Consider the following 24,236-nt stretch of genomic DNA (forward strand, 5'->3'; position numbering starts at 1 on the left):
TCTGATGTTTGAGTAAAACGATGCGGAGAAAAGTTTTGCAACCAATCCCAGAAAGGCTTAACGCCTGTCTGAGCCATGGCCGCGCCCCAGCAGCGCCATCAACGCATTGGTGGCAAGCCCCAGCAGGATCGCGCACAGGACGAGCCCGCCCGCATAGATCACGAAATTGCCGGAGAGCCAGTTTGCCGCGACCAGCCGCATGTTGCTGATGCTCAAGGGCTGCATCGACAACAGGCTGACACTGGTCGGCTCATTGACGACGATCTCCTGTTTCCTGGCGTCGTAAACGCTGACGCGGCCCGAAATCGCGGTCCAATTGCTAAGATCGGCGATATCAACGGTGCCGGTTTGTAACAATGCGCGATCAGCGGCACTGAATGTCGTCAGGATGGCACCGTCGGCATCGACGGATTGAGACAGAAATGCGCTGGATGCCTGGGGCAATGTATAGGCGGCCTCGGCGCTCGGCCAAAGGCTGACGGTCGCTAGATTGAGATCGAAGGTTTCTTTCATCCAGGTATCGACGCTGGAAAAAAATTCCATCACCGTGCCGGAATCGATTTTGTCGCGCCAGGATTTGAGCTTTACGTCGGTGCTGAGATCGCCATCTCCGGCACCCTTGGTGTTCATCTGCACATTGGCTAGTGCCTGGGGTGGAAGGTCCGGTGCCACTCCGATGAAAATCGCATTGCGACCGGAAAAGCGCGGGGGCGATGACGCCATTTCGAGGGAAAGGGTTTTACGGGCCGATGCGGCAAATTTGCCAAGCAAGGTTGCGGCGGCGGCCAGCGTTACATCGTCATTGCGGCCTAGAACAACCATTGTCGGGGTCTTTGCCGCCGCAAAGGGAAAGCCAAGAGCCGCCGTTGCCGCCAGATCAGGGGCCTGGGTCAGATGCGCGATTGGCGGCATGACGAATTGCGAAGAGCCGAACAAGGCAAACCGCGCGGTTTTGTCTGCTGTCTCGCCGGGTGCGCAAACGCTGTCCTCCTGGGTCAGCATTACGGCTTCCAGCCCGACGACATTCACGCCGGGATGAAAATGGCGCAGGGTAACGCGGATCGGATAGTGCCGGAGAACCGCGCCTCCCTTGGACGTGATCGGAACGGTGGTCGCCAGATGACCGTTGACCGTCACCACGATCTGGCTACCCGGCATGACCTTGCTCGAATAGGCGGCATCCAGCAATATGGTCGCGGTGCCATAGTGGTTGGCGTAGAAATCAGCCGGCATGCCCACCGTGAAATCCGTGGAAAAACGACGACCTGAAAACTCCTGGTCTGGAAGGCCGAGGGCGGCAAAGGACAACGTACTGGCCTTGTCCAGAATGGGCGTGTCTATGCCGCGCCAGGTTGAGGTTTTCAACATCTGTCGCTCGCCGTCTTGCGCGAACTGGACAAAGTTATCGGCAATCGCCTTGATGTCGCGCCAATCCGGGCCGCTGAAGGCGAGGACTGATACGCCTGGCCGGTCCGGAAGCGCCATGAAGCCGGCCATTGTGCCGTTCAGCTTTCTGGCGTCTGCGTTTACGCTATTGTTGATGCCGATCAGGTTCGCCATTTGCGATGTGGTTGCCGCCACGACCACAAGCTCCCCGGGCGCCACTCGTGCGGGCATGGTTTTCGTGAAGCTGAAGGAGCCATTGGCCACGCCGCTCAGCAGTGACAGGCCTTGGGCCAACTGGAGCAAAGCGGGGGTGGCGGATGGTTGTTCGAGATCCGGTGAAACGATGGTGAAATGGCTGCGGCCTTTTTCATCGACACCGAGTGCCCGCACATCGTCGAGACGTTTCATGCCGTTGGCATTAGGGTCCGCAAATGTCAGATAGGTTTTTGCCGCATCGACTTCTGTCCACAATTCATAGGTGGATTGGATGGTGCAATCGGTACGGTGCCTTTGCTCCGCCGCAAAACCAATCCGGTTGAAGCCCGGAACAAGAACGCCCCGCGGCACGGAAATCGTGTTTTGCTGCGCAGATTGGCCGCCTCTGATCGGCAGGTTTAGAACCGGCGTGTCATTGATGGTGATAAGAAGATTGGAGGCTTCCGGCGCAACCACCAGCGCGTTGCTATAGCTCAGCACCAGCTTTGCATCGGCAGACGCTTGTTCTGGTGTTAGATAAATCGACATCGCCTGCCGGGCCAGTTCGCCTTGCAGCTTGAGAATCGGTGTCGTCAGCAGGTAACGGCGTGACAGGCTGTCGCCTTGCTGTTGTGCCAGGCGGTTGGACAGGGGAGTGCCGGGAATCAGCATGCCGGGAACCGGGGCAGGTGCCCTATTTGTCGGCAGGCTCGGTGCGGACGAGCCGGGCATTCCGTTGCGTTCCGGGCTCATGTCGAAAGGTGTCATCTGTGCAAGGGCTGCTCCAGCACCGGTCAGTAGCATCAAACTCAGGGCAAAAGCTGTTTTCACTGTTTACCCTCCTGCTTTGCATCGTTTCTGGCTTTCGAAAACAGCAGCAGAACCAGATAATGCAAGCCACGCAGTGTCTGCGTGAGGGACAGGCGCAGGAACATCCAGGCTCCACCCAAAAGGCCAGGATTGTGACGCCGCGACTGTTGAAACAGGCTCCACTGCTGAGCATTGGCAAAGATCAGATCGGCGATGAATTCATGGTGGCGCACGGTTTCCGGCAGATAGCGGCAGCCTATTGAGACAATATCGCCACTGAACTGGAAGTGACGGATATTGACAGGCAGTTCGGCCCATTCCGTTGTGCCATGCGGTTGAAAGGTCACCGCGCCCAGGATGTCCCGCTTGAAGATTTCCCGGTCGCGGGTGAAAATTTGCAGGCTGGCACCGTTGACCGAGACATCGTCGATCATGGCCGGATAGGTTTTTCCACCCACGGAAAACTCGCAGCGCCGGCTGACCTGAACACGACGCGACGACTGCCGCTCTCCCCGCTCCGAGACGACGCCCAGGGCGCATCCGGCCATGATCAGATTGACCAGGTTCCAGCCACCGACCACCAGTGTCACGTCAAACCGATAGGGATCGCTATAGAGCCTGTAGACTGTCACCGCAAAGGCGATCAGCAGGATGAAGAAGATCAGGAAAAACGGCCGGCTGATTTCCGACAGACGGCTTTCCGTCACGCTTTCATCCTTGGCGGTGACCTTGAAGGTCGGTCGCCGTGGGTCCCACATCACCGAGAGAATGGCCGGCAGCAGATGGATCGATTGCACATATTCGTAAAGCTCCGAAATCCATGGCCAGCGGAAGGAACCATAGAGGTAGTTCTGAACCATCAGGTTTACGAGCATGTAGGACAGGGTATAGGCCATGAACTCGCCACCTGAGCCCATAAAAATCTGGAGATCGAAAAACAGGTAGAACAGCGGTGCCATCAGGAAGATCGCCCGGGGAAAGGGAAACAGCCAGAACATCGTCGACGACATGTAGCAGAGCCGCTGCGGCAAGGTCAGACCGCGCTTGAGGGGCGGAAAACGGAACCGCATGATCTGCATCATGCCCTGAGCCCAGCGGCTGCGCTGGCCGATAAAGCTGGCAAAGGTGGCCGGTTGCAGTCCGGCGATCAGTGGCATATCGACGAAAACACTGTTCCAGCCGCGCGAATGGAGCTCAAGCGCCGTTTCGCAATCCTCGGTGATGGAAAGACCGCTGAAGCCTTTGGTTTCAAGCAGGGCTTCGCGGCGCAGCACGGCGGCCGATCCGCAGAAAAATGCCGCGTTCCATTTGTCGAGACCGCGCTGGATAATGCCGTAGAACATTTCGTTCTCGCTTGGCATCTTGTTGAACGTGTTGAGGTTGCGCTCGACGGGGTCCGGATTGATGAAGAAATGCGGCGTCTGGACCAGGAAAAGACGCGGGTCGTCCCCGAAATAGCCAACGGTTTCCTTGAGAAAGCTGCGGGCCGGTGCGTGGTCGGCGTCGAAGACGGCGATCAGTTCTCCAGTGGAATGATCGAGGCCATTGTTGAGATTGCCAGCCTTGGCGTGCTCATTGCGCTCACGCGTCAGATAGCGCACGCCAAGCTGGCTACAGAGCGCTTGAAGAGCATGATAACGTTGTTCGGCGAATTTTGCTGCCAGCAGGTCGGTGGATTGACGCTTCTGCTCCGTCGAACCGTCGTCCAGCAGCCAAACGGTGAATTTGTCCGTGGGATAATCGAGATTGCGGGCCGCAGCCAGCGTATTGGCCAGCAAGGCTTCGTCTTCGTTATAGCTTGGCACGAAAATGTCGACGATCGGCAGTTCTTCAGGGGCAAGCGTACGAAAAGGCTTGCGCGGCGGCAGCGGCATGGACACCACGAACAGGCTGAGAAACAGCATCAGGACGCTGTACATCTCGGCCAGATAGACAAGCAGGCCGGGGATGAAATTTTCAAGCTGGTTCACCGGCGGCAAGGTACTGCTGGTCCGCCAATAGACATAACGCAGCACAATGGCTGTCGAGAGCGACAGAAAAACAATGCGGCCGCGTCCTTCGATCCGCATCATTCTCATTACCGAAACGATGATGAGAATGATGAATGTCGTCACCAGCTGTGTCCGGGTGTCGATCGGAAGGAATGTCAGAGCCAGCATCGCCGCCGCGCAGATCAGCCAGAGCAGGAAGCGGACCAAAAACACCATTGTCTAATCCTCGAAATCCCGGTCAAAGGGCACGCGTTGCGGCCAAGGCGATACAGCGGATCTTTCGCTTCTGGTCACCAAGCTCATGGGCATTGTCCAGTCTGAACCGCCCCAGATTGGGCCGAGTTTGCGCCAATGCATGCGGGCGATGGCACGACAGAACCAGGTCTTGCGGTCTGAGCGGACGAGCTTGAAGCGCCCGATCGGGATGGCGAAGGCACCGTTGCATGAGAGGCGCCGATCTGGCCGGGTGACGGAACGATCGTGCCTTGCGTACCCGCTGGCAATGGCCGGGGATTGGATGTCTGCGAACCAGGAGCGGTAGTCTGCGATATAGACGCGCTTGTCTGGGTCGGAGGCGGCGCACGGCGCTCGGTCGAATGTTGAGCCGGAGTGACTGGCGAGGTCGCCGGGACCGGCAGAATGGGCGTTGCCGGAGGATAGATCGGTGCGCTGCTACCGCCCAGGCGGGCGTCGAGCGGGGGAGGGCCGCCGTAAGGGTTCCAGCCGGGGCTGTCGACGGTGCCGGCAAGAGTAAAGCCATACATCAGCGATAGAAGCTGCTGTTCGCTTGCCAGTCTGTCGCACAGGCGCATGCGGATCTGAACGGTTCCGCCATCGACGAAGGGGCCACGGTGGCCCTGCCGGGCGCGCAATTGTTGCCAGGCATAAAGGCAGAGGTCGTTGCCGCTGGAGCGGCCCACCGCATAGCCGAACGGCCCAAAATCATTCTGCACCACGTAAGGCGCTCGGGTCATGGCGAGGCCCGGCAGGGTGCCGCGCATTTCCGAATTGATCCGGGCGTCGGTCAATGAGGCCGAGGAGAGGGCATTATCGCCGTAGCGATTGGGGTTTTCCGTTCCATAAAACCGCACCTGCACGACATTTTGTCCCGGAACCGTCGAATTGGTCGAGAGGGCAATTTCCTGCTGCACCGCATTGCTGAAGCGCTTTTGCGTGACGCCGACGATGGAAAAGTCGCCCGGTGGTGGTAAAAGCATGGCCTGATCGGCGGAAACTGCCCGTGTTTCGTCGTTTAGCCGCACCGGATTGCCGGCGCAGGCGGACAAAAAGGCCACAAGAACAAGAGCGGGCGAGCAGAGTGTGCCCCGCAACAGTCCCGCTAGAATCGGTCGGTCTAGAATCATAGACTCGTCTTACGCCAGAAATTGCACTGACGAAATTTAAAACCTTTCAAAGTGCAAGACTTCCCTCCTGATCCAATCAAAATAAACCATTTCTTTACCCTAACGGTTAAAAGTCAGATCTTATTGGCTTTGCATTTCGGCCGATAATGCGGACGGAGTTCTCATGCGTACATCACTCATAGCGCTTATAGCGATTGCGGCCGGAGCCGTGGGTGCCGTGGGGGTTCTTCCGGGCCATGAGGAAATTGCGAGTGTTTCGAAAAATTCACAGGTCTCTGGCCAGGATGGCAGCGAGGGCGAGGTGGTTGGCGAGCAGGTGCAGGCCGGAAAGTCCGAGCGTCTGCCCGCACCCCGGACCATGCCCGTGCAATTGCTGGCAGAGGCAGGTGCGCCCAGCCAGTCCGAGCCCAGCCGAGCCAGTTCGCCGCTTGCCCCTGTCGCCGGAGAGCAGTCTGCCGCTCCTGCAAATCCTACCGAGGGTGGAGGGTCTGGAGACACCAGCCGTCCATCGGTTGATGCCAGCCGCCCATCTGTTGATGAAAGTGCGTTGCGTTATTTTGCGGCCCGTGGGGATACGGTTCGGTTACAGGCTGAGATTTCTCGCCTGCGCATGCTTTATCCCGGTTGGCAGCCGCCTGAAAATCCGATGGCCATCACAACCGGGGTCGATAGCTTCGTCCAGTCTCTCTGGCAGACCTATGCAGACGGTCGCTATGATGAGGTGCGCAAGGCCATTGCCGGGCGCCAGCAGAGTGAACCCGGTTGGATGCCACCGGAGGAATTGCAGGGAAGCCTGAGGCTTGCCGAGGCCCGCCAAAGCCTGGTCAAGGCATCCGATGACAAGCGTTATGATAGTGTTATTTCACTGGCCTCCGGGGCGCCGGAACTGCTGACCTGTACGGAGGTCGATGTTCTGTGGCGCGTTGCCGAGGCTTTCGCCAGGACGAGCAAGCCGGAACGGGCGCGCGATGTCTATGCCTATGTGCTGAAAACCTGCCGGACCCCACAATTGCGGCTGGCGTCCATGCAGAAGGCAAGCACTCTGTTGCAGCCCACTCTGCTCGAAGATTTGTTGAAGCTTGAACAGCCCAGTGCTGACGGGCACCCGGAATTCGACGGCATTCGTGACGATATCGCCCGCCAGATCGTGGCGCGCGCCGGGCAGGACGGCGGGATTGCCGTGCAGGGCGTTGAGCTGGAGCGGTTGGAAAAGGCTGCCGAACGCGAAGGCAAGGCCAGCGATGCCCTGCTGCTCGGCTGGTATCATTACCGCCGCAATGACATGGCCACCGCGAAGGAGTGGTTTGAGCGTTCCTACGCAAAAGAGCCAAATGCCTCGGCGGCTCAAGGATTGGCCCTGACGCAGGTGGCGCTTGGCACACCGGGTGAGGCGGAAAAGACCATGTTCCGCTTTTACGGCACCGATCAGCAGGCGAGGGCTGTCTATCTCTCGGCAGTTGCCGCATTGCTGTCGCAGGACCCGCCGAAGGTCATCGACAATAGCGTGCTGTCTCGCATGGCGCCGGTCGTCATTGCAGCCCGCAATGCCGCAGCAGCCGAGCAGTTCGGCTGGTATGCGAGAGCGCTGCAACAAATGTCGACGGCGGCGGACTGGTTTCGGTTGGTTTTGTCCTGGGATGCCACCTACGAACCTGCGGCCTACGGTCTGGCCCTATCGCTCGACACTCTGGGCGACAAGACCGGCGTGGCACAGATCAAGGCCAAATGGGCTGGCCAGTCCGACCGGATCGCCGCAGTCGGCGAAGTCAGGCCTTCCAAAGACAGGCTTGCGGTAAAACAAGTCGCGCGGTCTGCCGACCGCTCGGCTGTTGCCGAGATGGGGAGTTCCACCTCCGGCGCTGTCAGCCAGACGCGCTCAAGGCCGACGACCATGGTTGCCTTGCAGCAAGATACCGGAGCAGCACGCACCAGGCGGGCTGGCTGCTCTTCGACCCTTCCTGCCGGACAATTGTCGCCACCGGAGGCCTTGATGCGTGGCTGGTGCCTGATGGATCTCAAGCGTCCGATGGAGGCGGTTGAAGCGTTCGACAGGGCATTCAGTGGCGGCGACCTGCCGCTTCGCCAGGATGCCGCCTATGGTAAGAGCCTGGCGCTGCTGCGGTTGAAATTGACCGATAAAGCCGCTGCCGCTGCCGCGTCCGTGCCGCTTGGCAAGGAGCGGGCGCGTGAGTTGCAATTGGCGATCCTGGCCGACCGGGCTGTGGGTGCGTTCCAGCTTGGCCGAGCCCGTGAGGCGCTGATTGCACTCGACCAGCGCGCCCGACTGATGCCGGAACCGCAGGATCTGCTTTTGTTGCGGGGCTATGCCTATCAGAAGCTCGGTTATGTCGGCGAGGCGCGCCAGATCTTCCAGACACTATCAGATGTCGGCAATACATCCGCTCTCAAGGCCTTGGCCGATATTCGCGCCAATGATCCAGGCGAACCGCATGGATGATGGCAGGACTGGGTGCAGTCATCGGCTTGGGAAGAGAATGCCTGGGTTATTCTTTCCCGGCTTTTGCTGAAAAGACAAACGAAAGCGGGAGCGGTGTCAGTTCAATGTGAGCCTGAAACACTCTCGTTTCCGGTTTCCTGGATCGTGGTCAGCGGCGCATGAAAGGTTGCCGTCAGGCCGGACGGGCGATAATCCTTATGGGCATTGCCTGTTCCAGCCAGTCCCATGCGGATCAGGCGTGAGCCGAAGCCTTTGCGGGTCGGTTCGCTCACGGTCGGCCCGCCGCTTTCCGTCCATGTCATCGACAGGGTCGGAATGGCGTCGTTGTCGGCGATCCACCATTTGATGGAGACACGACCGCTATTATTGGAAAGCGCGCCGTATTTGAGGGCATTGGTCGCCAGTTCGTGCAGCAGCAAAGATAGCGACAGACCGGCCTTTGGACCAAGCGCCAGATCGGGACCATCCACGTAAATACGGTCGCCATCGGCATGCAAGGCCAGCACTTTCTCGATCACATCGCGCATTTTCGCCGCCGACCAATTTTGTCTCAGAAGAACGTCATGGGCGGCGCCCAGGGCATGCAGACGGGCCAGGAAGGCGTTGACGGCTTCCTTTTCCGAAACGTCCTTCAATGTCTGCCCGGCAATGGCCTGGACCATGGCCAGCGTATTTTTCAGCCGGTGGCTCAATTCGTGGTTGAGAAGTTCCTGTTCTTCCTCGGCCTGAACCTTGGCAAGGGCGGCATAGGTTCTGTCGGCAATGCCCCGCGTAAAGTCCAGTTCATCCTGGCTCCATGTCCGAGGTTTGTCGTCATGGGCGAAAAGAATGCCGACCAGGCTTCCGCCTTTGAGGATCGGTACCTTGATCAGCGACGAAACCCCGATGGAGGCATAGGCATCCTTTTCTGTGGTCAGCAATGTGCTTGAGGCGACGTTGGGGATCGATAATGTCTCTCCCTTGCACAGGCGCTCGACAGTTTCTGAAAACCTTTCCAGAGAATGGCGTCCCGCCAGTGAGACCGTGCCATGGGATGCCCAGTCGAAGGCGATGGCAAAGCTATTGTCCGTCCGATCCACTACGGCGTAGCCCGCGCGGGCAACGCCGAGACCGTCCGACAGGATGGCGGCGGCGCTTTGGGTGATCTCTTCCACAGTGCTGGCAGCGCGAAGTTCGTCTCCCAGCTTTAACAGAGCCGCTTTTTTCGCTTCTTTCAGCTTGGCATCGGTGGTGTCGAAGACCACGCCGACCATGCGGGTGATCTCACCTTTTTCGTTGTGAACGAAGCGTGCCCGCCGCGAAATCCAGCGCAATTCGTCATCGTCGGCGCGGATGATCCGATAATCGACGTCAGGGCTGGCAGACCCTTCTCGCCGGGTGACCGGGTTCGAACGCAGGCCACGATCGTCCTCATGCACCAGATCCTCAATCGTCGAAGCCGGATAGGACGTCTGAACTGGAATGCCAAAAACCCGGCAGAACTCGCTGGAAACGGTCATGGTATTGGTGGCGATATCCAATTCGAACGTGCCGACCCGGCCGGCCGCCTGGGCGCTTCGCGAGCGCTCGTCCTGTTGTTCCATGGCCGTGACGCGCGCCAGCCTGCGCTCGCTCAACCGGCGCTGTACCTCCGCCTCCCGCGCCTTTTCCTTGAGCGCCTTGCGTAATTCCAATTGCACCATCACCTGTCGGGCAAGAACCTTCAACGTGTCCTGCTGAAGCTCATCCAGTTGCTTGGGTTCGAAACCCAGCACGCAGACGGTGCCGATCGGGAGATTATCCGCGGTTTTCAGGACGGCTCCTGCGTAAAACCGCAGATGGGGTTCGCCGGTGACCAGCGGATTGCGATTGAACCGGCTGTCTTGACTTGCATCCGGTATCATCAGGAAATCGTCTTCGAGAATAGCCTTGGCGCAGAAGGAACTGTCGAACGGTGTCTCGCGCACGCCAAGACCCACTTCCGCTTTGAAGAATTGCCTGCTGTCATCGATCAGATTGACGACGGCGATTGGCGTGGCACAGATCCGCGACGCAAGGGCGGCAATATCGTCAAAATCCTTCTCGCGCGGCGTGTCAAGCACGTCATAGGCCCTCAGCGCCTCAAGGCGCCGTCTCTCCCGCTGCTCGGCCTGGTCTTCGTTTAATGATTGGCGCATGGATCTTGTTCTGTCGTGCCGGCTTAAATTCTGGACCGGGCGGGATTTGCTAAGAGGGTTGCATTCTTTAAGTCGAAGATGCGCTCACATCTTTGACGCATTGTTTGTCGCGAAATTCTTGTCCATGCCGTCCGAGGGGGCCATCCTGGTGGTGCCATCCGCGGGGACAAAGCAGGAGGTGAATATGCGGAGAGGGTAAACTTTCCATGACGTTTGCCCGTTGTCCTGGCGATTCATTACGTATCGGGACTTTATCTGGGCATATTTCCTAGCATTTGCAAGATTGGAAACGCAGGTCCTGTTGTGATGCTTTATGCTGCGTCATGATGTAAAATTTATTTTCGACCGGTGGAACATATGGGATTTCGTGTCGTTTCGCGTTCCTAACGATAACAGGAAGTTTTATGACGGACAGCTCAGCTAGACGCGGTGCCGAGGCCGCCGGGCGCAGACTTCTGGCAGAGCATGCATCGGAAGATCCATTTGCTGCCGCCTTCAAGGCGACCCGCATGCCGATGATCATTACCGATCCCAGGCAGGCCGATAATCCGATCATCTTTGCCAATAATGCCTTTTGCGAGCTGACGGGCTATGCTTCCGACGATCTGATCGGCAGAAATTGCCGCTTCCTGCAGGGCCCTGACAGCGACCCGAAAGCTGTCTCACAGATCCGCAAGGCGATTGAGGCCGAGCGGGACGTATCGGTCAATATTCTGAACTACCGTAAGGACGGCACGACGTTCTGGAATGCATTGTTCATCAGCCCGGTGCGGGATCGCGAGGGCGAAGTGATCTATTTCTTTGCCTCGCAACTCGATTTTACCGATGTCAAAAGCAAGGAAGTGCAACTGGCGTCGGCAAAGTCGCAGGCGGAAGCAGCGGTTGCCCAGCGTACGCAGGATCTTGTCGATGCTCTGGAGGCGAAAACCACGCTCGTTCATGAGGTCGATCACCGCGTCAAGAACAATCTCCTGACGATTGCTTCCATCGTCAAGTTGCAGGCGCGGATGACCCGGGACGATACGGTACGCCATACCTTGCGCTCTGTGCTTAACCGCGTTGAAGCGCTGAGCACGGTGCAGCGAAAGCTGTTTACCTCGAGCGATGTCGGGCGCTTCGATGTGGCGGATTTCGCCCGCGAACTGGTCATTGATATTGTCAACGCGCTGAAGCGGGGCGACATCAATATCACCATGGACCTGTCTCCGGTCTTTGTTCCTGCCGTGAAAGCGTCGCCGCTGGCGCTGATTGTTAATGAGCTGATTGGGGATGCGGTGCGCCGCGGCTTGAGCGATGGCGGCGGCGAGATTCACCTGACCGTCAACCGACCGAACGGTCATTTCGTTATTGAAGTGCGCGATACCGCTGATCCGGTGCCGGTCAATAGCGAGGATGACGACTTCGGTCGCCTGATGCTGGAAACCTGCATTCGCCAGGTTGATGCCAAACTTGAACGCAAGACTGAGGGCCGCCAGACCATCGTGCGGGTCACTCTGATGGTCGATAGCTGATCTGGAGCATAAAATTGGAAATCATGATCGTCGAAGACGAGGCCCTGCTTGCGCTGGAACTTGAGGCGGAAGTGGAGGCAGCTGGCCACACTGTCGTGGGGCAGGCGATGAGCCGCGCCGAGGCCATTGAAATCATCGACCGGGAAAAGCCGGAGTTCGCCTTTGTTGACGTTCACCTTCTCGATGGCCCAACCGGGATCGAGGTAGGGCGGCACCTGACGGAGCGCGGTATTCCCTATGTTTTCGTCACCGGCAATCTTCGGCGGATACCGCCGGATTTCGTCGGCGCGGTGGGCGCTATCGAAAAGCCCTACACCATGAATGGCTTGCAGAACGCCCTGGATTATATCGGCAAGCGGCTACGGGGTGAAGCTAACGTGCAGGCCCCGCCAAGCCTGGTGATGGCGCCGGAGACCCAGCACGGTTGATGGCGTCGACCTCAAATCCACATCGCGGGTTTGAGGTCGTCAGGCCAAATTTCAGTGTCATATTGCCAGTGTCATGGTAACACGTGGCTGGTATCAGACGCTGACGCGACGGCCTTCCTTATCAGCATTCTTGCGGTCGGCGCCGTGTTTTTCGATGATGGTGCGGGCATCCTCGACCGATATACGGTGCTTCTTGGCAAAGGAAATAGGCTCGTAAGGCTGTTGCGCGGTCGTTTCGTTGGTTTTCTTCTCAGCCATGATGGGTGTCCGATCTTGCTTGCTCCAGCGCAGCGCCAGAGTGTGGGTTGAAATCTGTGACATTCTGAAGAGGGAGAATGTGGGCCTGTGGACCTAGAGACCGGCAGTGTGGCGGTCATGGTCGGTATTTTGCCCGGATGGTTTTTATATGGCGATGAATGTCGCGAACTTCAATGCAGAGATTCGCCTATGCGCGCCAATAGAGCATTTCCGCACGTCGCGGACACGCGGAATTGACTTATTTTCCTTTGCGCGGGATTTTATTGCCACGTGGTCCGGTTGTCACCGGCGTTCTCTTGCGGCTTTCCGTCAGCAGGATACGCCAGCGCTCCAGGCGTTCCGGTGCCAATTCGCCCTTGGCAATGGCCGCCTGCACGGCACAGCCGGGCTCGTGCGCATGGGTGCAGTCACGAAACCGGCATTGCGGCGCAAGATCGGTAATTTCGCTGAACAATGTATCGAGCCCATCCGTCACGTCGCTGACGTAGAGCGTGCGAATTCCCGGCGTGTCGATGACCCAGCCACCACCGCTGATGGCATGCAGGGATCGCGCCGTCGTCGTATGACGTCCCTTGGCATCGTGCTCGCGGATATCGCCGGTTTTCTGGGGCTGGCCCGTCTCCAAACCGGCTAAAGTGTTAACAAGGGTCGATTTTCCAACCCCCGACGAGCCGACAAGGGCGACTGTCTGGCCTATGCCGCACCAGGGCGCAAGCGCTGCTGCGGCATCCGGGGCGCGGGCATTGACCGTGACCACGGGCAGGTCGCGTTGCAGGCCTGCGGCCTCATCGACGAATTTTTGAGCATCATCAACCGTATCGGCCTTGGTCAGAACCAGCACCGGATTGGCGCCGGACTGGTTGGCCATGACAAGATAACGCTCCAGCCGGGCCGGATTGAAATCGGCATTGCAGGACGTGACGATAAACAGCGTATCGACATTGGCAGCGGCAAGCTGCTGGCCGCTTCGGCCTTCCGTGCGCCGCTGCAAGACGGTCTTGCGCTCGAGCCTGCGGACGAATTCCCCGGTTGCAGGATTGGCAAGCACCCAGTCTCCCACCGCGAAATCGGCGGTATTGCAGTGGTGAGGCAGTCCGAGATCACCGTTTCCGCCAGTATGGATCGCTTCGACGCGGGCGCGGTGAACGGAGGCAATACGCCAGGGCGTCAGGGCTGTTTCATCCGGGGCGATCTGGTCTGCAAAAAACTCCGACCAGCCGAGCGTTGCAAGCAAGGGGGCGGTCAAAATGCGATACCGCAGCGGGCTGGAACGATCATCTTGCTTGCTTTCTATCAACGAGTGCCGGGCTATCAACGTTGTCTGACGACTACATAAGGCGATGTCGGACGCTGGGGAAGAGCAAAAAAATGCCTGAAAATTCTAAGGCAAAAATTCCCTGAAACCGAGGCGAATTTTGCGGTAAAATACCATGGCTGACAGCGAAATTTCCTCCTCCTTTACGACAGGTGAGAAAAGCCTGAACAGGCGGGACGACATTGATTGACAGAGGTAGTTTAGCATGTCACGAAATCCTATGATCAGTCGCCCCCTGCGTAACGTTTCGCTCACCCCCGAACTCGAGGGTTTCATTCATGCCAGCCTTGCGTCCGGCGATTACGCCAACGCAAACGACATGGTGTGCGCAGCTCTTGACGGGCTGCGCAACGCAGTCTCGCCCGGTAGGAAAGATATGGGCGTGCAAGACGTGGAATGGCCAAAAGGCGGCGGCAATTGCGGCGATCTGATTCGGGGTCGGGATTGGCGCAACTCCAGCCTCGGCCCGGTTGGCCAATGGTCGGGGGAATTGCGCGCAACGGTCGCCAATGTGGTCAATTCGCCGGTTGCAACCGTATTGATGTGGGGAGACGACCACATCATGATTTATAATGATGCCTATAGCGTGATTGCCGCGGATCGCCATCCGATAGCGCTCGGCATGCCTGTCGCTAAGGCTTTCCCTGAAGTCTGGGATTGGAACCGTCCTATTCTGGAAGCCGGTTTGAGGGGCGAAACGGTGGTGCATCGGGATCAGCCGATTGTGCTGAACCGCCGATCGGGACCGGAAAAGCTGTTTCTCGATCTTTTCTATACCCCGGTTTACGATGCCGATGCCAAGGTCGGTGGCGTGATGTGTACGATTGTCGATAACAGCGCTCGTCTGTCTGCAGAGAGGCAACTGGCCGAGCGGGAGGCTGAGTTGCGGCGGGTTACCGATGCCGTACCCATGCTGATTTCCTATGTCGACCGGGATCACATCTATCGTTTCGTCAATTCCACCTATCAAGACTGGTTCGGCATTGCGCCTGAGCGGGTGGTTGGGCGTCATGTGCGCGAACTGCTTGGCGATTTGTCCTATACCAACCGCCGCTCCTCAATCGAGCGTGGCCTTGCGGGTGAAAGCTTTACCTCGGAAGCGACCATTGTCCGCAATGGTGCGGAGCATCGGCTGGAAATCCGCTATATCCCGCATGTCGAGGCGGATGGTTCTATCCCCGGGGTTCATATCTTGTGCATCGACATGCAGGACCATGCGCGGCGCGAAGCAGCTCTGATCATCAGCAATCGCCGGTTTCGCACGGCGATGGACGCCGTTCACGGGGTGTTGTGGACCAATGGTCGTGATGGTCGAATGGAGGGCGAACAGGCAGGCTGGTCGGCGCTGACCGGCCAGTCCATGGCGGAATACCATGGCTATGGGTGGTCCGATGCCGTCCATCCTGATGATGTTACCGCCACCATTGGCGCCTGGCGGGCTGCGGTCGACAGCAAAACCATGTTTATCCACGAGCACCGTGTTCGGCGAGCCGATGGTGTCTGGCGCCAGTTTGCCATCCGGGCGCTGCCGCTTCTGGACAATGCCGGTGAAATCATTGAGTGGGTTGGCGTTCATACCGATATTACCCACCAGCGGGCTGCCGAAGCGACCCTGCGTCAGCAGGCCGAGACTTTGGCGCGGCAGGTGCGCTACCGCGAATTGGCGGAAGAGCAATTGCGCCACTTGAATGAGACGCTGGAAGCCCGTGTCGTTGCGGAAATTGGCGAACGGCGCCAGGCCGAGGCCAAGCTGGCGCAGGCGCAGAAAATGGAAACGGTCGGCAAGCTGACCGGCGGCGTCGCTCATGATTTCAACAACCTATTGCAAGTGATCTCCGGCAATCTTCAACTGTTGTCGAAAGATGTGGCGGGCAATGAGCGCGCTGAAGTCAGGGTTGCCAATGCAATGGCGGGTGTGTCGCGCGGCTCCAAGCTTGCCAGCCAGTTGCTGGCCTTTGGCCGGCGTCAGGCGCTGGAGCCGAAGGTGGTCAATATCAGCCGCTTCATCCAGGCGATGGATGACATGCTGCGGCGCGCCGTTGGTGAGGCAATCAAGCTGGAGACGGTGTTTCCAGGGGAGTTGTGGAATACGTTCATCGATCCGGCACAAATCGAAAACGCCCTTCTCAATCTGGCCATCAATGCCCGCGATGCCATGGATGGGGTCGGCATGCTGACCATCGAGCTTGCCAATGTGCATCTGGACGATGCTTACGCCATGACCCATGACGAGGTCGTCGCGGGTCAATATGTCATGCTGGCCGTCAGCGATACCGGGTCAGGGATCGCGCCTGAGATCATCGATAAGGTGTTCGAACCGTTTTTCTCCACCAAGGCAGAAGGCAAGGGCTCTGGCCTTGGCCTGTCGATGGTCTATGGCTTTGTCAAACAGTCGGGCGGCCATGTGAAAATCTATTCGGAGATTGGCCAGGGGACGACGATCCGGCTTTATCTGCCACGCGCCATGCAGGCTGAAGACGTGGAAATCGCCGTCGATACCGGACCGATCACCGGCGGCAGCGAGACCGTGCTGGTGGTGGAGGATGACGAGGCTGTTCGAGAAACGGTCGTGGCGCTCTTGGCGGATCTCGGCTACCGGGTATTGAAGGCAGTGGACGCCACCAGTGCGTTGAACGTGATCGAAAGCGGCATCCCCATCGATATCCTGTTTACCGATGTCATCATGCCGGGAACGTTGAAAAGTCCGGAATTGGCCCGCAAGGCCCGCGAGCGCCTGCCCAATATCGCCGTGTTGTTCACGTCAGGTTATACCGAGAATTCCATCGTGCATGGCGGCAAGCTGGATGCGGGCGTCGAGCTTTTGTCCAAGCCCTATACGAAAGAGGCATTGGCACGGAAATTCCGGCATGTTCTGGCCAATCAGCGTCAACGCTTAACAGGCAGGATCGCCGATCCGAAACCGGCTGTGGCTGCACCTGACATCACCAAGCCACTGACGGTTCTTCTGGTTGAGGATGACGCGCTGATCCGGATGGATACGGCGGAAATTCTTCAGGATGCCGGTTTCGTGGTGATCGATGTCGGCAGCGCAGAACAGGCAATGGCCGCGCTTGAAACCCTGGCAATCGACGTGCTGGTAACGGATGTCAACCTTCCCGGCATGTCGGGGCGGGATCTTGCCGCAAGAACAAGGCAGCTCCGGCCAGCGTCGGGGATTGTTTTTGCCACGGGCGATGCGTCTTCTGTGCGTGACGAAGCGGACGCCCGTGTGCTTACCAAGCCCTATGGGGCCGACCAATTGGTCTCTACGGTTCGTCTAGCCTGCGTGGCCGCATCGGCGACAAGCGCGTAAATTTGGGCAGTGAAAACGCCGGAAGGTCGCGGTGTGGACACATCAGCGTGGGACACATCCGACTGCGAAAATAAGGGAGAGAGACAATGAACAAGCGTATCGTCTTTACGGGCGGCACTGGCAAGGCGGGGCGCCATGCCGTTCCGCATCTGCAAGCCAAGGGATATTCGATCCTCAACCTTGATCTGAAGCCGCTCGACTGCCCCGGCGTCAATACGCTGATCACCGATATCACCGATAGCGGCCAGGTGTTCAACGCGCTGACCACGCATTTCGGTTTTGATGGATACGATCACGGCGCCCCACCTTCCGCACCCGATGCCGTCGTGCATTTCGCCGCCATTCCCCGGGTGATGATCGAGCCTGATAATTGCACCTTTTCGGCCAATGTCGTCGGTACTTATAATGTCATCGAGGCGGCCATGAAGCTTGGCGTGCGCAAGGTGATCATCGCATCGAGCGAAACCACCTATGGCGTCTGTTTTGCCGAAGGCGACAAGGATTTCCATAGTTTTCCGCTGGAAGAAGACTATGACAGCGACCCGATGGACAGCTACGGCCTGTCCAAGGTGGTCAATGAAAAGACCGCCCGGGCTTTTGCCATGCGCTACAAGGCCGATATCTATGCGCTGCGGATCGGCAATGTGATCGAACCGCATGACTATGCCAATTTCCCTGGCTATCTCGATCATCCCATGTCGCGCAAGCGCAATGCCTGGAGCTATATCGACGCCCGCGATCTCGGCGAAATCGTCCATTTGTGCATCGAAAAGGACGGCCTCGGCTTCCAGGTGTTCAATGCCGTCAACGATACGATCACCGCCGATCTGCCGACCCGAGAATTTCTTGCCAAATATTGCCCCGACACGCCGGTGCTGCGCGAGATGGAGGAGAATGAAGCGCCAATTTCCAACCGAAAGGCCCGCGAGGTGCTTGGCTTCAAGGAGGCGCATCCCTGGCGCAAATATGTGACGCGCTGAGATCCTAAGCCCAAAAAACGCCGCCGGCTTACCCGGCGGCGGTGCATCTGGTTATCTGGTTCAGGCAAAGCGTTCGGGCCGGAAGCTTTCCAGCATCGGGTGGCGTTCGCCACTGGCGATTTCATAGGCGAGAAGTTCGCCGACAATCAGGCCCAGTGTTGCGCCGCTGTGGCTGAAGGCAACGAAGTAGCCTGGAATGGCCGCCAGTTCGCCAAGGACCGGTTCACCGTCGCCGGGAATGGGCTTACGGCCGACGCCATAGCTCGCAAGTTCCAACTTTGGATTGCCTTCCAGCACCTGGGAGGCTTCCGCCAACAACCCGTCCAGGGTTTCCTGCTTCACCTGATAGCTGCCATCCGCCAAAGTGCCGACTTCTTCTTCGGACCACGCAGAATCCAGTGCAAACGTGTTGTTCGGGCCGGGGCGAATGGCAATACGGGGTGTGTTGAGCACGGCTTTCAAGGGAAGGTCGAGAGGCTTGGTGGTGACCAGTAGGGAAATTGGCGTGCCGTCGTCAATTTTCTGGCCCGCATCAGCGGCCATTTTGGGAACGGAGGGTCCGGTCGCGACCAGGACTGCATCGGCAGGGAAAACCGCATCGTTGGCGGTATGGGCCCCAACGGCGCGACCGTTCTCAATCATCACGCTGGCCGCTCCGGCATCGGTCACCAGCGTGCCGCCGCGCTCCTTAAATTCATCGATGAGAATTTTGATCAGGGCTGGCAAATCTACCCAGCCTTCTGCCGCGTTGAAAATAGCACCCTGTGGTGTGACCGCGCCCGCATCGACGCCTGGCGTCACAGCCTTGACCTCGTCTGCGGCGAGATGAACGGCATCATAGGCGAGCTTGACCTCATGGTCATAGGCGGCATCAATCTCATTGCTGGCGTCATCGGCATCCCAGGTCAGTCCGCCTTTGAAGGACAGCCATTCAGCACCCGGAAAACGCTCAGCCAGTGTGCGGTAACGATCAATGCCCGCCATGCGCAGGCGGTGGTAAGGCTCTGAGCGCATCCGCGAGGAATTGAGCCAGGACAAGGACCGCCCGGACGCCCCATTGGCAACAGGGCCGTCATTGATCAGCGTGACGCTCACACCGCGACGCACTAATTGCACCGCCGTGGATGTTCCAAAAATGCCGCCACCGATAATGACAACGCTTGATACACTATTTTTAGACATGGGTTTTCTCTCAGTCTTTAGAATTTAAAATTGGTTCAGGGCTTTTCCCAGCCGTTGCTTTTGTTTGAGCGGAAAAACGCATCGATGACCTTCATATTGGCCACCGCATCGCCCAGTCCTGATAACAAAGGCTCACCCGCCAGAACTGCGCGGGCAAAGGCATCGCATTGCAGGCCATATTGATTGGCGGCGCTGATCTCGATCACCTCGTACCCGCCGCCCGTCAGGTCGCGGCCATCATCAATGGTGACAGTGGTGGGCGCATCCACTGGGGCATTGAAGGGAATGGCAATCTCGATGCGGCCTTTGGTGCCCAGCACAGTGACCTTCTGGCACAAGGAAACTTGAGTGGCGCAGGTAAACGTGAGGTGGCGACCCGCTGAAAATTCCGCCAGGCCACTCATCATTCTGTCTGTCTGGAATGTTTCATCCTGATCAAACAGGCCAATGACCCGCTCCGGCTCCCCATCAAACACAAAACGGGCGGTGTTGATCGCATAGCAGCCGACATCGTAAAGCCCGCCGCCGCCAATATCTTTCTGGTTGCGCACATTGGCGGGGTCATCGAGATAATAGGAGAAGATGGTCTGGATGGCGCGCACTTCGCCAATCCGCCCGGCCTTCACCAAATCGCGCACCTTCAGCCATTGCGGATGATGACGCACCATAAATGCCTCGGCCACCAGCACGCCGGATGAGTTAGAGGCTGACGCAATCATCTCGGCTTCGTCTGCCGTCAGCGCAATTGGCTTTTCACACAGCACCGGCTTGCCGTGGCGGATGGCTTCCAGCGTCATCGGCATATGCAGGTGATTGGGCAGCGGGTTGTAGATGGCATCAATATCGGGATCGCGGAGCAATTCCTCATAGTTGCCATAGGCTTTGGCAATGCCAAGATCAGCCGCTACGCTCTCAGCTTTCGCCAGTGAGCGCGACGCAATTGCCGCAACAACGCCCGTTTCGCCCGCCTGAATAGCCGGAATAACGGCCTTGAGGGCAATATTGGCGGCTCCCAGCACGCCCCATCTGAGCTTTTTCATAGCTGTTTCTGCCTTCTATTTATCACTCACAAAACCTCCGCCAAAAAGTGCTTCAATCGCGCACTTTGGGGATGGTCAAAAATGGCTTCGGGTGAGCCTGCTTCCACAACCTTGCCCTCGTCCATGAAAATCACCTGATCGGCGACGCGGCGGGCAAAGCCCATTTCGTGGGTCACGACCACCATGGTCATGCCCCGTTCGCCCAGATCAGCCATCAGGTTCAAAACACCTTTGACCAATTCAGGATCAAGCGCCGAGGTGACTTCGTCAAACAGGATGACTTCCGGCTCCATCGCCAGCGCCCGGGCAATGGCCACGCGCTGTTGTTGGCCGCCAGACAAACCACCGGGACGATGATGTTTGCGGCTTTCCAGCCCGACATCGCGCAATCTTGCCAGCGCGATCCGTTCGGCTTCCTGCCGCGACATGCCTTTGATCTTGGTCAGCGACAGCATGACATTGTCCAGCGCCGAGTGATCGGGAAACAGGTTGAAATGCTGAAACACCATGCCGACCTTGCGGCGCAGTTTTTCGGGCTTCATTGCGAGAATGCTACTACCGTCAAGCAGGACATCGCCGCCCTTTGGTTCCACCAACCGGTTGAGGCAACGCAGCAGCGTCGATTTGCCAGAGCCGGATGGGCCAATAATGCAGGTGACCGTGCCGGGTTTAACTGTGAGATCAACGCCCTTCAACACATCCAGCGTGCCATAGGCCATGGTCAGTCCGCGCACATCCAGACTGCCGCCGGTGAAGGTGATTTCCTTCGTCGGCGCATTCGCACCATCCACAGCCTTCGCCAACTCGCTCACTTCGGCAAGACCACTGATCGCCTCACTCGTGGGCTTTTTACCAAGGCGCAGCCGGGTATCGATGGTGTTGACCAGATGGGTCAGCGGTACGGTAATGACAAGATAGAACATGCCCGCCAGCAACAGCGGCGAGAGATTGCCGGTAACCACAGCCTGATCCTGCCCAACGCGGAAAATCTCACGCTCGGATGCCAAAAGGCCGAGAAAATACACAAGGCTGGAATCCTTCACATTGCCGATGAACTGATTGACCAGCGCTGGCAACACCCGGCGCACGCCTTGCGGCACAATAATCAGCCGCATGCCTTGACCATAGCTCATGCTCAAAGCCCGGCAGGCTTCCAACTGACCGCGGTCAACGCTTTGAATGCCGGAGCGGAAAATTTCGCCAATATAGGCCCCGGCAATCAGGCTCAACGCCAGAATGCCAAGGGGATAAGGTGATGGTCCCCAGATTTCACGGGCGATGCGGGCAAAACCCTGTCCAATCAGCAAAATCGTCACAATCGCGGGCAGCCCGCGAAAGATATCCGTATAGAGCCGTGCCGGAATGCGCAGCCACGGCGAGCGCGAAATACCCATAATGGCGAGGATCATGCCAATCACTACGCCAATCACAGTAGAGGCGAAGGCGAGGATAAGCGTATTCTTCAAGCCAACCGTGATCATGGCAGGCAAGACTTCGGCCATCGCATCCCAGTCGAGAAAACTGCGCCGCAGTGTTTCAAGCCATTCCATTCAAAAACCCTTCCCAGTTATGATCATTTGCCCGAAAGCCACCCGGTTGGCGCTCATGGCCAACCGGGTGAAGCCGCAATCAGGGCTTGGGAAGATAGTCGGCAGGCATCGGCGAGCCGGGGAACCATTTTTCGTACAGCTTCTTCCAGGTGCCATCCTGCATGGCGGCGTGCAGGCCCTTGTTGAAGGCCTCGCGCAGTCCGTCATTGCCCTTGCGGATCACAAAACCCGCAGGCGCATCGAAGCTTGGAATATTGACGGCAATTTTCAGCGCTTTGAAACGATCCGTGTAGTCCTTGGCGGCCTCATAATCGAGGAAATGGGCATCGACCGTGCCATTGTTCAGGGCTGAGACGGCGGAGTTGTTGTCGGGAAATTTGACGAGATCGGTGTCCTTGAAGTTCTTGGTTGCGTAGATCTCCTGCAACGTGCCCTGAACCACGCCCAGGCGCTTGCCCTTCAGGCCAGCGGCATCGGTAATCTTCGCATCCGGGGTCAGCACCGAGAGATAACCGGCCAGATAACCATCGGAGAAGTCGACGGTTTTCTTGCGTGCGTCTGTCGTGCCAATAGCAGCGACGGCCACATCGAAACGACCATTGGCCACAGACGGCATCAGCGCCGAAAATTCCTGACCGGTAAAGACAACCTGATCTTTCTTGAAGCCCATGCGCTCGGCAACATTGAGAAAGAGTTCAATATCGAAGCCGGTGAACTGGCCATTGGAGGTTATGAATGTATAGGGCTTTGAATCGCCCATGGTGCCGACACTGATGACCTTGGGATCAATCAACCCATAAGGATTGTCGGCTGCAACGGCCTGCTGCGCCATCAATCCGGCACAGGCGAGTGCTGCCGCGATGACGGCGCTGCGTGCCTTTTGTGAAATTGCTCTGGTTATGTTCATTGTCGTTGTTCTCCGCTCTGGTGATTGTTTTTCTTCGCCGCGCTGCCCTTTGAACAGGCGCACGGTCTCCCACCCGGATGAATGGCGGCAACCACCCATCCGGCAAATGCTTGTCGCATGCCGTTTTTTATTATTGGAAATGAGACCGGTCTCTATGTTAAAGAGACCGGTCTCTTTCGTTTTGACAATTGTTATATTCGCATTGACCGTCCGTCAATATCCCTTATAGAGCTAATATCATGGAACAGTCGCCGATCAGGAAATCATCCGCCACCGTTGCCGATGTGGCCAAAGCCGCAGGCGTTTCCAAGGCCACAGCCGCGCGCGTATTGGGCGGCTATGGGACCGTCAGCGATAAGGTCCGGACGCTGGTTCTGGAGACAGCGGCCACATTGGACTATCGGCCCAATGAACTGGCCCGCAGCATGACAACGGGCCGCTCCGGCACCATCGGTGTTGTGGTGGGAGATATTGAAAATCCGTTTTTCAGCTCCGCCGTGCGCGGTATTGCCGACGTGGCCCGCATGGCAGGCTATACTGTCATCCTCACCAATTCCGGCGAGGATGTTGCGGCGGAGAAGGCTGCTGTCACGGCGTTGTTGGCAAAACGGGTCGATGGGTTGATTATCTCGGCAGCGAGCACGCTGGATTTCGAGCACTTGCGGGAGATCCAGCAATCCGGCTGTCCCCTCGTGCTGCTTGACCGCGCCCTTCCGGCCTTGGATGTTGACACGGTGACAACGGATGACCGTGAGGCAGCCCAACAGGCAACGGAAATCCTCATTCGCAATGGCCACCGTGAGATCGCTTATATCACCGCCTGCGATACCGCAGATCACAGGATGAAAAGTCTCGACGATCTTCATACGGCATCGGTCCGGCATCGTGTTGAAGGTTTTATTGCTGTTTGCACTGCCGCAGGCCTGCCGGCGTCGTTTGATGCCGTTCGTCTCGGGGCGAATGGCCGAGAAAAATGTGAGGCGCTGGCGCTGGATCTGCTGCAATCGGTGCACCGGCCAAGTGCCATCATCGCATCGGATAGTCTTATTGCCCTGGAAGTCTTTAAGGTTGCCCGGCATCTCGGCTTGTCGATCCCGCAGGATCTTTCGCTGATCGCCTTTCATGATGCCGACTGGACTGCTGTGACCTCTCCGCCGATCACCGTTATTCGCCAGCCGGTCTATCATATGGGAAAAACCGTAGCTGCCCATTTGATGGAGAGAATAAAAGGCGCCAATCATCCAGCTCGGCATGTCATCCTGACGACGGAGCTTATCGAGCGCAGTTCCATCGCATCGAAGTTGACTTGATTGTTTGATCTATATTTTTGAAATATTATGCTTTTTTATTTGTTCTGTAAATTTTACAAAAATGGCGGAAATAATACATATT

General features: G+C 57.8%; 16 protein-coding genes. 6 read left to right on the plus strand and 10 right to left on the minus strand.

All coding sequences use genetic code 11. The annotated features are described in order from the left end of the window. Positions 1-57 precede the first annotated feature (57 nt). The 3 genes from ASB66_RS03165 to bcsN all read right to left on the minus strand — a co-directional run bounded on the left by ASB66_RS03165 (position 58) and on the right by bcsN (position 5,746). Entirely contained in the window at positions 58-2,412 is a 2,355-nt protein-coding gene (locus tag ASB66_RS03165) for a cellulose biosynthesis cyclic di-GMP-binding regulatory protein BcsB (RefSeq protein WP_147274004.1), read from the minus strand. Beyond that, positions 2,409-4,598: a UDP-forming cellulose synthase catalytic subunit gene (bcsA, locus tag ASB66_RS03170; protein ID WP_060717376.1), complete on the minus strand. Its 2,190-nt coding sequence runs from the start codon at positions 4,596-4,598 to the stop codon at positions 2,409-2,411. Before bcsA ends, ASB66_RS03165 begins: the two co-directional genes overlap by 4 nt. Before the next feature lie 83 nt (positions 4,599-4,681). Next, positions 4,682-5,746 carry a cellulose biosynthesis protein BcsN gene (gene bcsN / locus ASB66_RS03175; protein WP_081088974.1) on the minus strand — a complete coding sequence of 355 codons (1,065 nt, stop codon included), beginning with the start codon at positions 5,744-5,746 and terminating at the stop codon, positions 4,682-4,684. A 163-nt stretch (positions 5,747-5,909) separates the two neighbouring features. Between bcsN and ASB66_RS03180 the strand changes: the two genes are divergently transcribed. Then, positions 5,910-8,204: a tetratricopeptide repeat protein gene (locus tag ASB66_RS03180; protein ID WP_060717378.1), complete on the plus strand. Its 2,295-nt coding sequence runs from the start codon at positions 5,910-5,912 to the stop codon at positions 8,202-8,204. A gap of 101 nt (positions 8,205-8,305) precedes the next feature. Here ASB66_RS03180 and ASB66_RS03185 read toward each other — a convergent pair whose 3' ends face one another. Beyond that, the gene (locus tag ASB66_RS03185; RefSeq protein WP_060717379.1) at positions 8,306-10,360 is read right to left on the minus strand and encodes an HWE histidine kinase domain-containing protein; all 2,055 of its coding nucleotides are present in this window, start codon (positions 10,358-10,360) and stop codon (positions 8,306-8,308) included. A gap of 404 nt (positions 10,361-10,764) precedes the next feature. On the opposite strand from ASB66_RS03185, the gene ASB66_RS03190 reads away from it, so the two are divergent. Then, positions 10,765-11,871, plus strand: a complete 1,107-nt coding sequence (locus ASB66_RS03190) for a PAS domain-containing protein (protein ID WP_060717380.1) — start codon at positions 10,765-10,767, stop codon at positions 11,869-11,871. Between the two features lie 14 nt (positions 11,872-11,885). Continuing rightward, a complete protein-coding gene (locus ASB66_RS03195) occupies positions 11,886-12,299 on the plus strand; it encodes a response regulator (protein WP_060717381.1) in 414 nt (137 codons plus the stop codon). A gap of 93 nt (positions 12,300-12,392) precedes the next feature. Here ASB66_RS03195 and ASB66_RS26420 read toward each other — a convergent pair whose 3' ends face one another. Together ASB66_RS26420 and rsgA are read right to left on the minus strand one after the other, a co-directional pair. Beyond that, positions 12,393-12,557 carry a hypothetical protein gene (locus tag ASB66_RS26420; RefSeq protein WP_171431094.1) on the minus strand — a complete coding sequence of 55 codons (165 nt, stop codon included), beginning with the start codon at positions 12,555-12,557 and terminating at the stop codon, positions 12,393-12,395. Positions 12,558-12,795: 238 nt separating this feature from the next. Further along, positions 12,796-13,803, minus strand: a complete 1,008-nt coding sequence (gene rsgA / locus ASB66_RS03200; RefSeq protein ID WP_234612857.1) for a ribosome small subunit-dependent GTPase A — start codon at positions 13,801-13,803, stop codon at positions 12,796-12,798. Between the two features lie 445 nt (positions 13,804-14,248). Between rsgA and ASB66_RS03205 the strand changes: the two genes are divergently transcribed. After that, positions 14,249-17,185: a PAS domain-containing protein gene (locus ASB66_RS03205; protein WP_060717591.1), complete on the plus strand. Its 2,937-nt coding sequence runs from the start codon at positions 14,249-14,251 to the stop codon at positions 17,183-17,185. 86 nt (positions 17,186-17,271) lie between these two features. Further along, a complete protein-coding gene (locus ASB66_RS03210) occupies positions 17,272-18,165 on the plus strand; it encodes an NAD-dependent epimerase/dehydratase family protein (RefSeq protein WP_060717382.1) in 894 nt (297 codons plus the stop codon). A gap of 60 nt (positions 18,166-18,225) precedes the next feature. Here ASB66_RS03210 and ASB66_RS03215 read toward each other — a convergent pair whose 3' ends face one another. The 4 genes from ASB66_RS03215 to ASB66_RS03230 form a co-directional block, all read right to left on the minus strand. Next, complete coding sequence (locus tag ASB66_RS03215) at positions 18,226-19,347, minus strand: NAD(P)/FAD-dependent oxidoreductase (RefSeq protein WP_060717383.1); 1,122 nt, start codon at positions 19,345-19,347, stop codon at positions 18,226-18,228. 35 nt (positions 19,348-19,382) lie between these two features. Beyond that, positions 19,383-20,387: a Gfo/Idh/MocA family protein gene (locus ASB66_RS03220; protein WP_060717384.1), complete on the minus strand. Its 1,005-nt coding sequence runs from the start codon at positions 20,385-20,387 to the stop codon at positions 19,383-19,385. A gap of 26 nt (positions 20,388-20,413) precedes the next feature. Beyond that, positions 20,414-21,937 (minus strand): amino acid ABC transporter permease/ATP-binding protein, encoded by a 1,524-nt coding sequence (locus tag ASB66_RS26980; protein WP_060717385.1) that lies wholly within the window; start codon positions 21,935-21,937, stop codon positions 20,414-20,416. A 79-nt stretch (positions 21,938-22,016) separates the two neighbouring features. Beyond that, positions 22,017-22,769 (minus strand): ABC transporter substrate-binding protein, encoded by a 753-nt coding sequence (locus ASB66_RS03230; protein WP_234612941.1) that lies wholly within the window; start codon positions 22,767-22,769, stop codon positions 22,017-22,019. 314 nt (positions 22,770-23,083) lie between these two features. Here ASB66_RS03230 and ASB66_RS03235 point away from each other — a divergent pair, with 314 nt between their 5' ends. Then, entirely contained in the window at positions 23,084-24,154 is a 1,071-nt protein-coding gene (locus tag ASB66_RS03235; RefSeq protein WP_060717387.1) for a LacI family DNA-binding transcriptional regulator, read from the plus strand. The last annotated feature ends 82 nt before the right edge of the window (positions 24,155-24,236 follow it).

It is taken from the genome of Gillisella vitis, assembly GCF_001541345.2.
GTDB lineage: Bacteria > Pseudomonadota > Alphaproteobacteria > Rhizobiales > Rhizobiaceae > Allorhizobium > Allorhizobium vitis.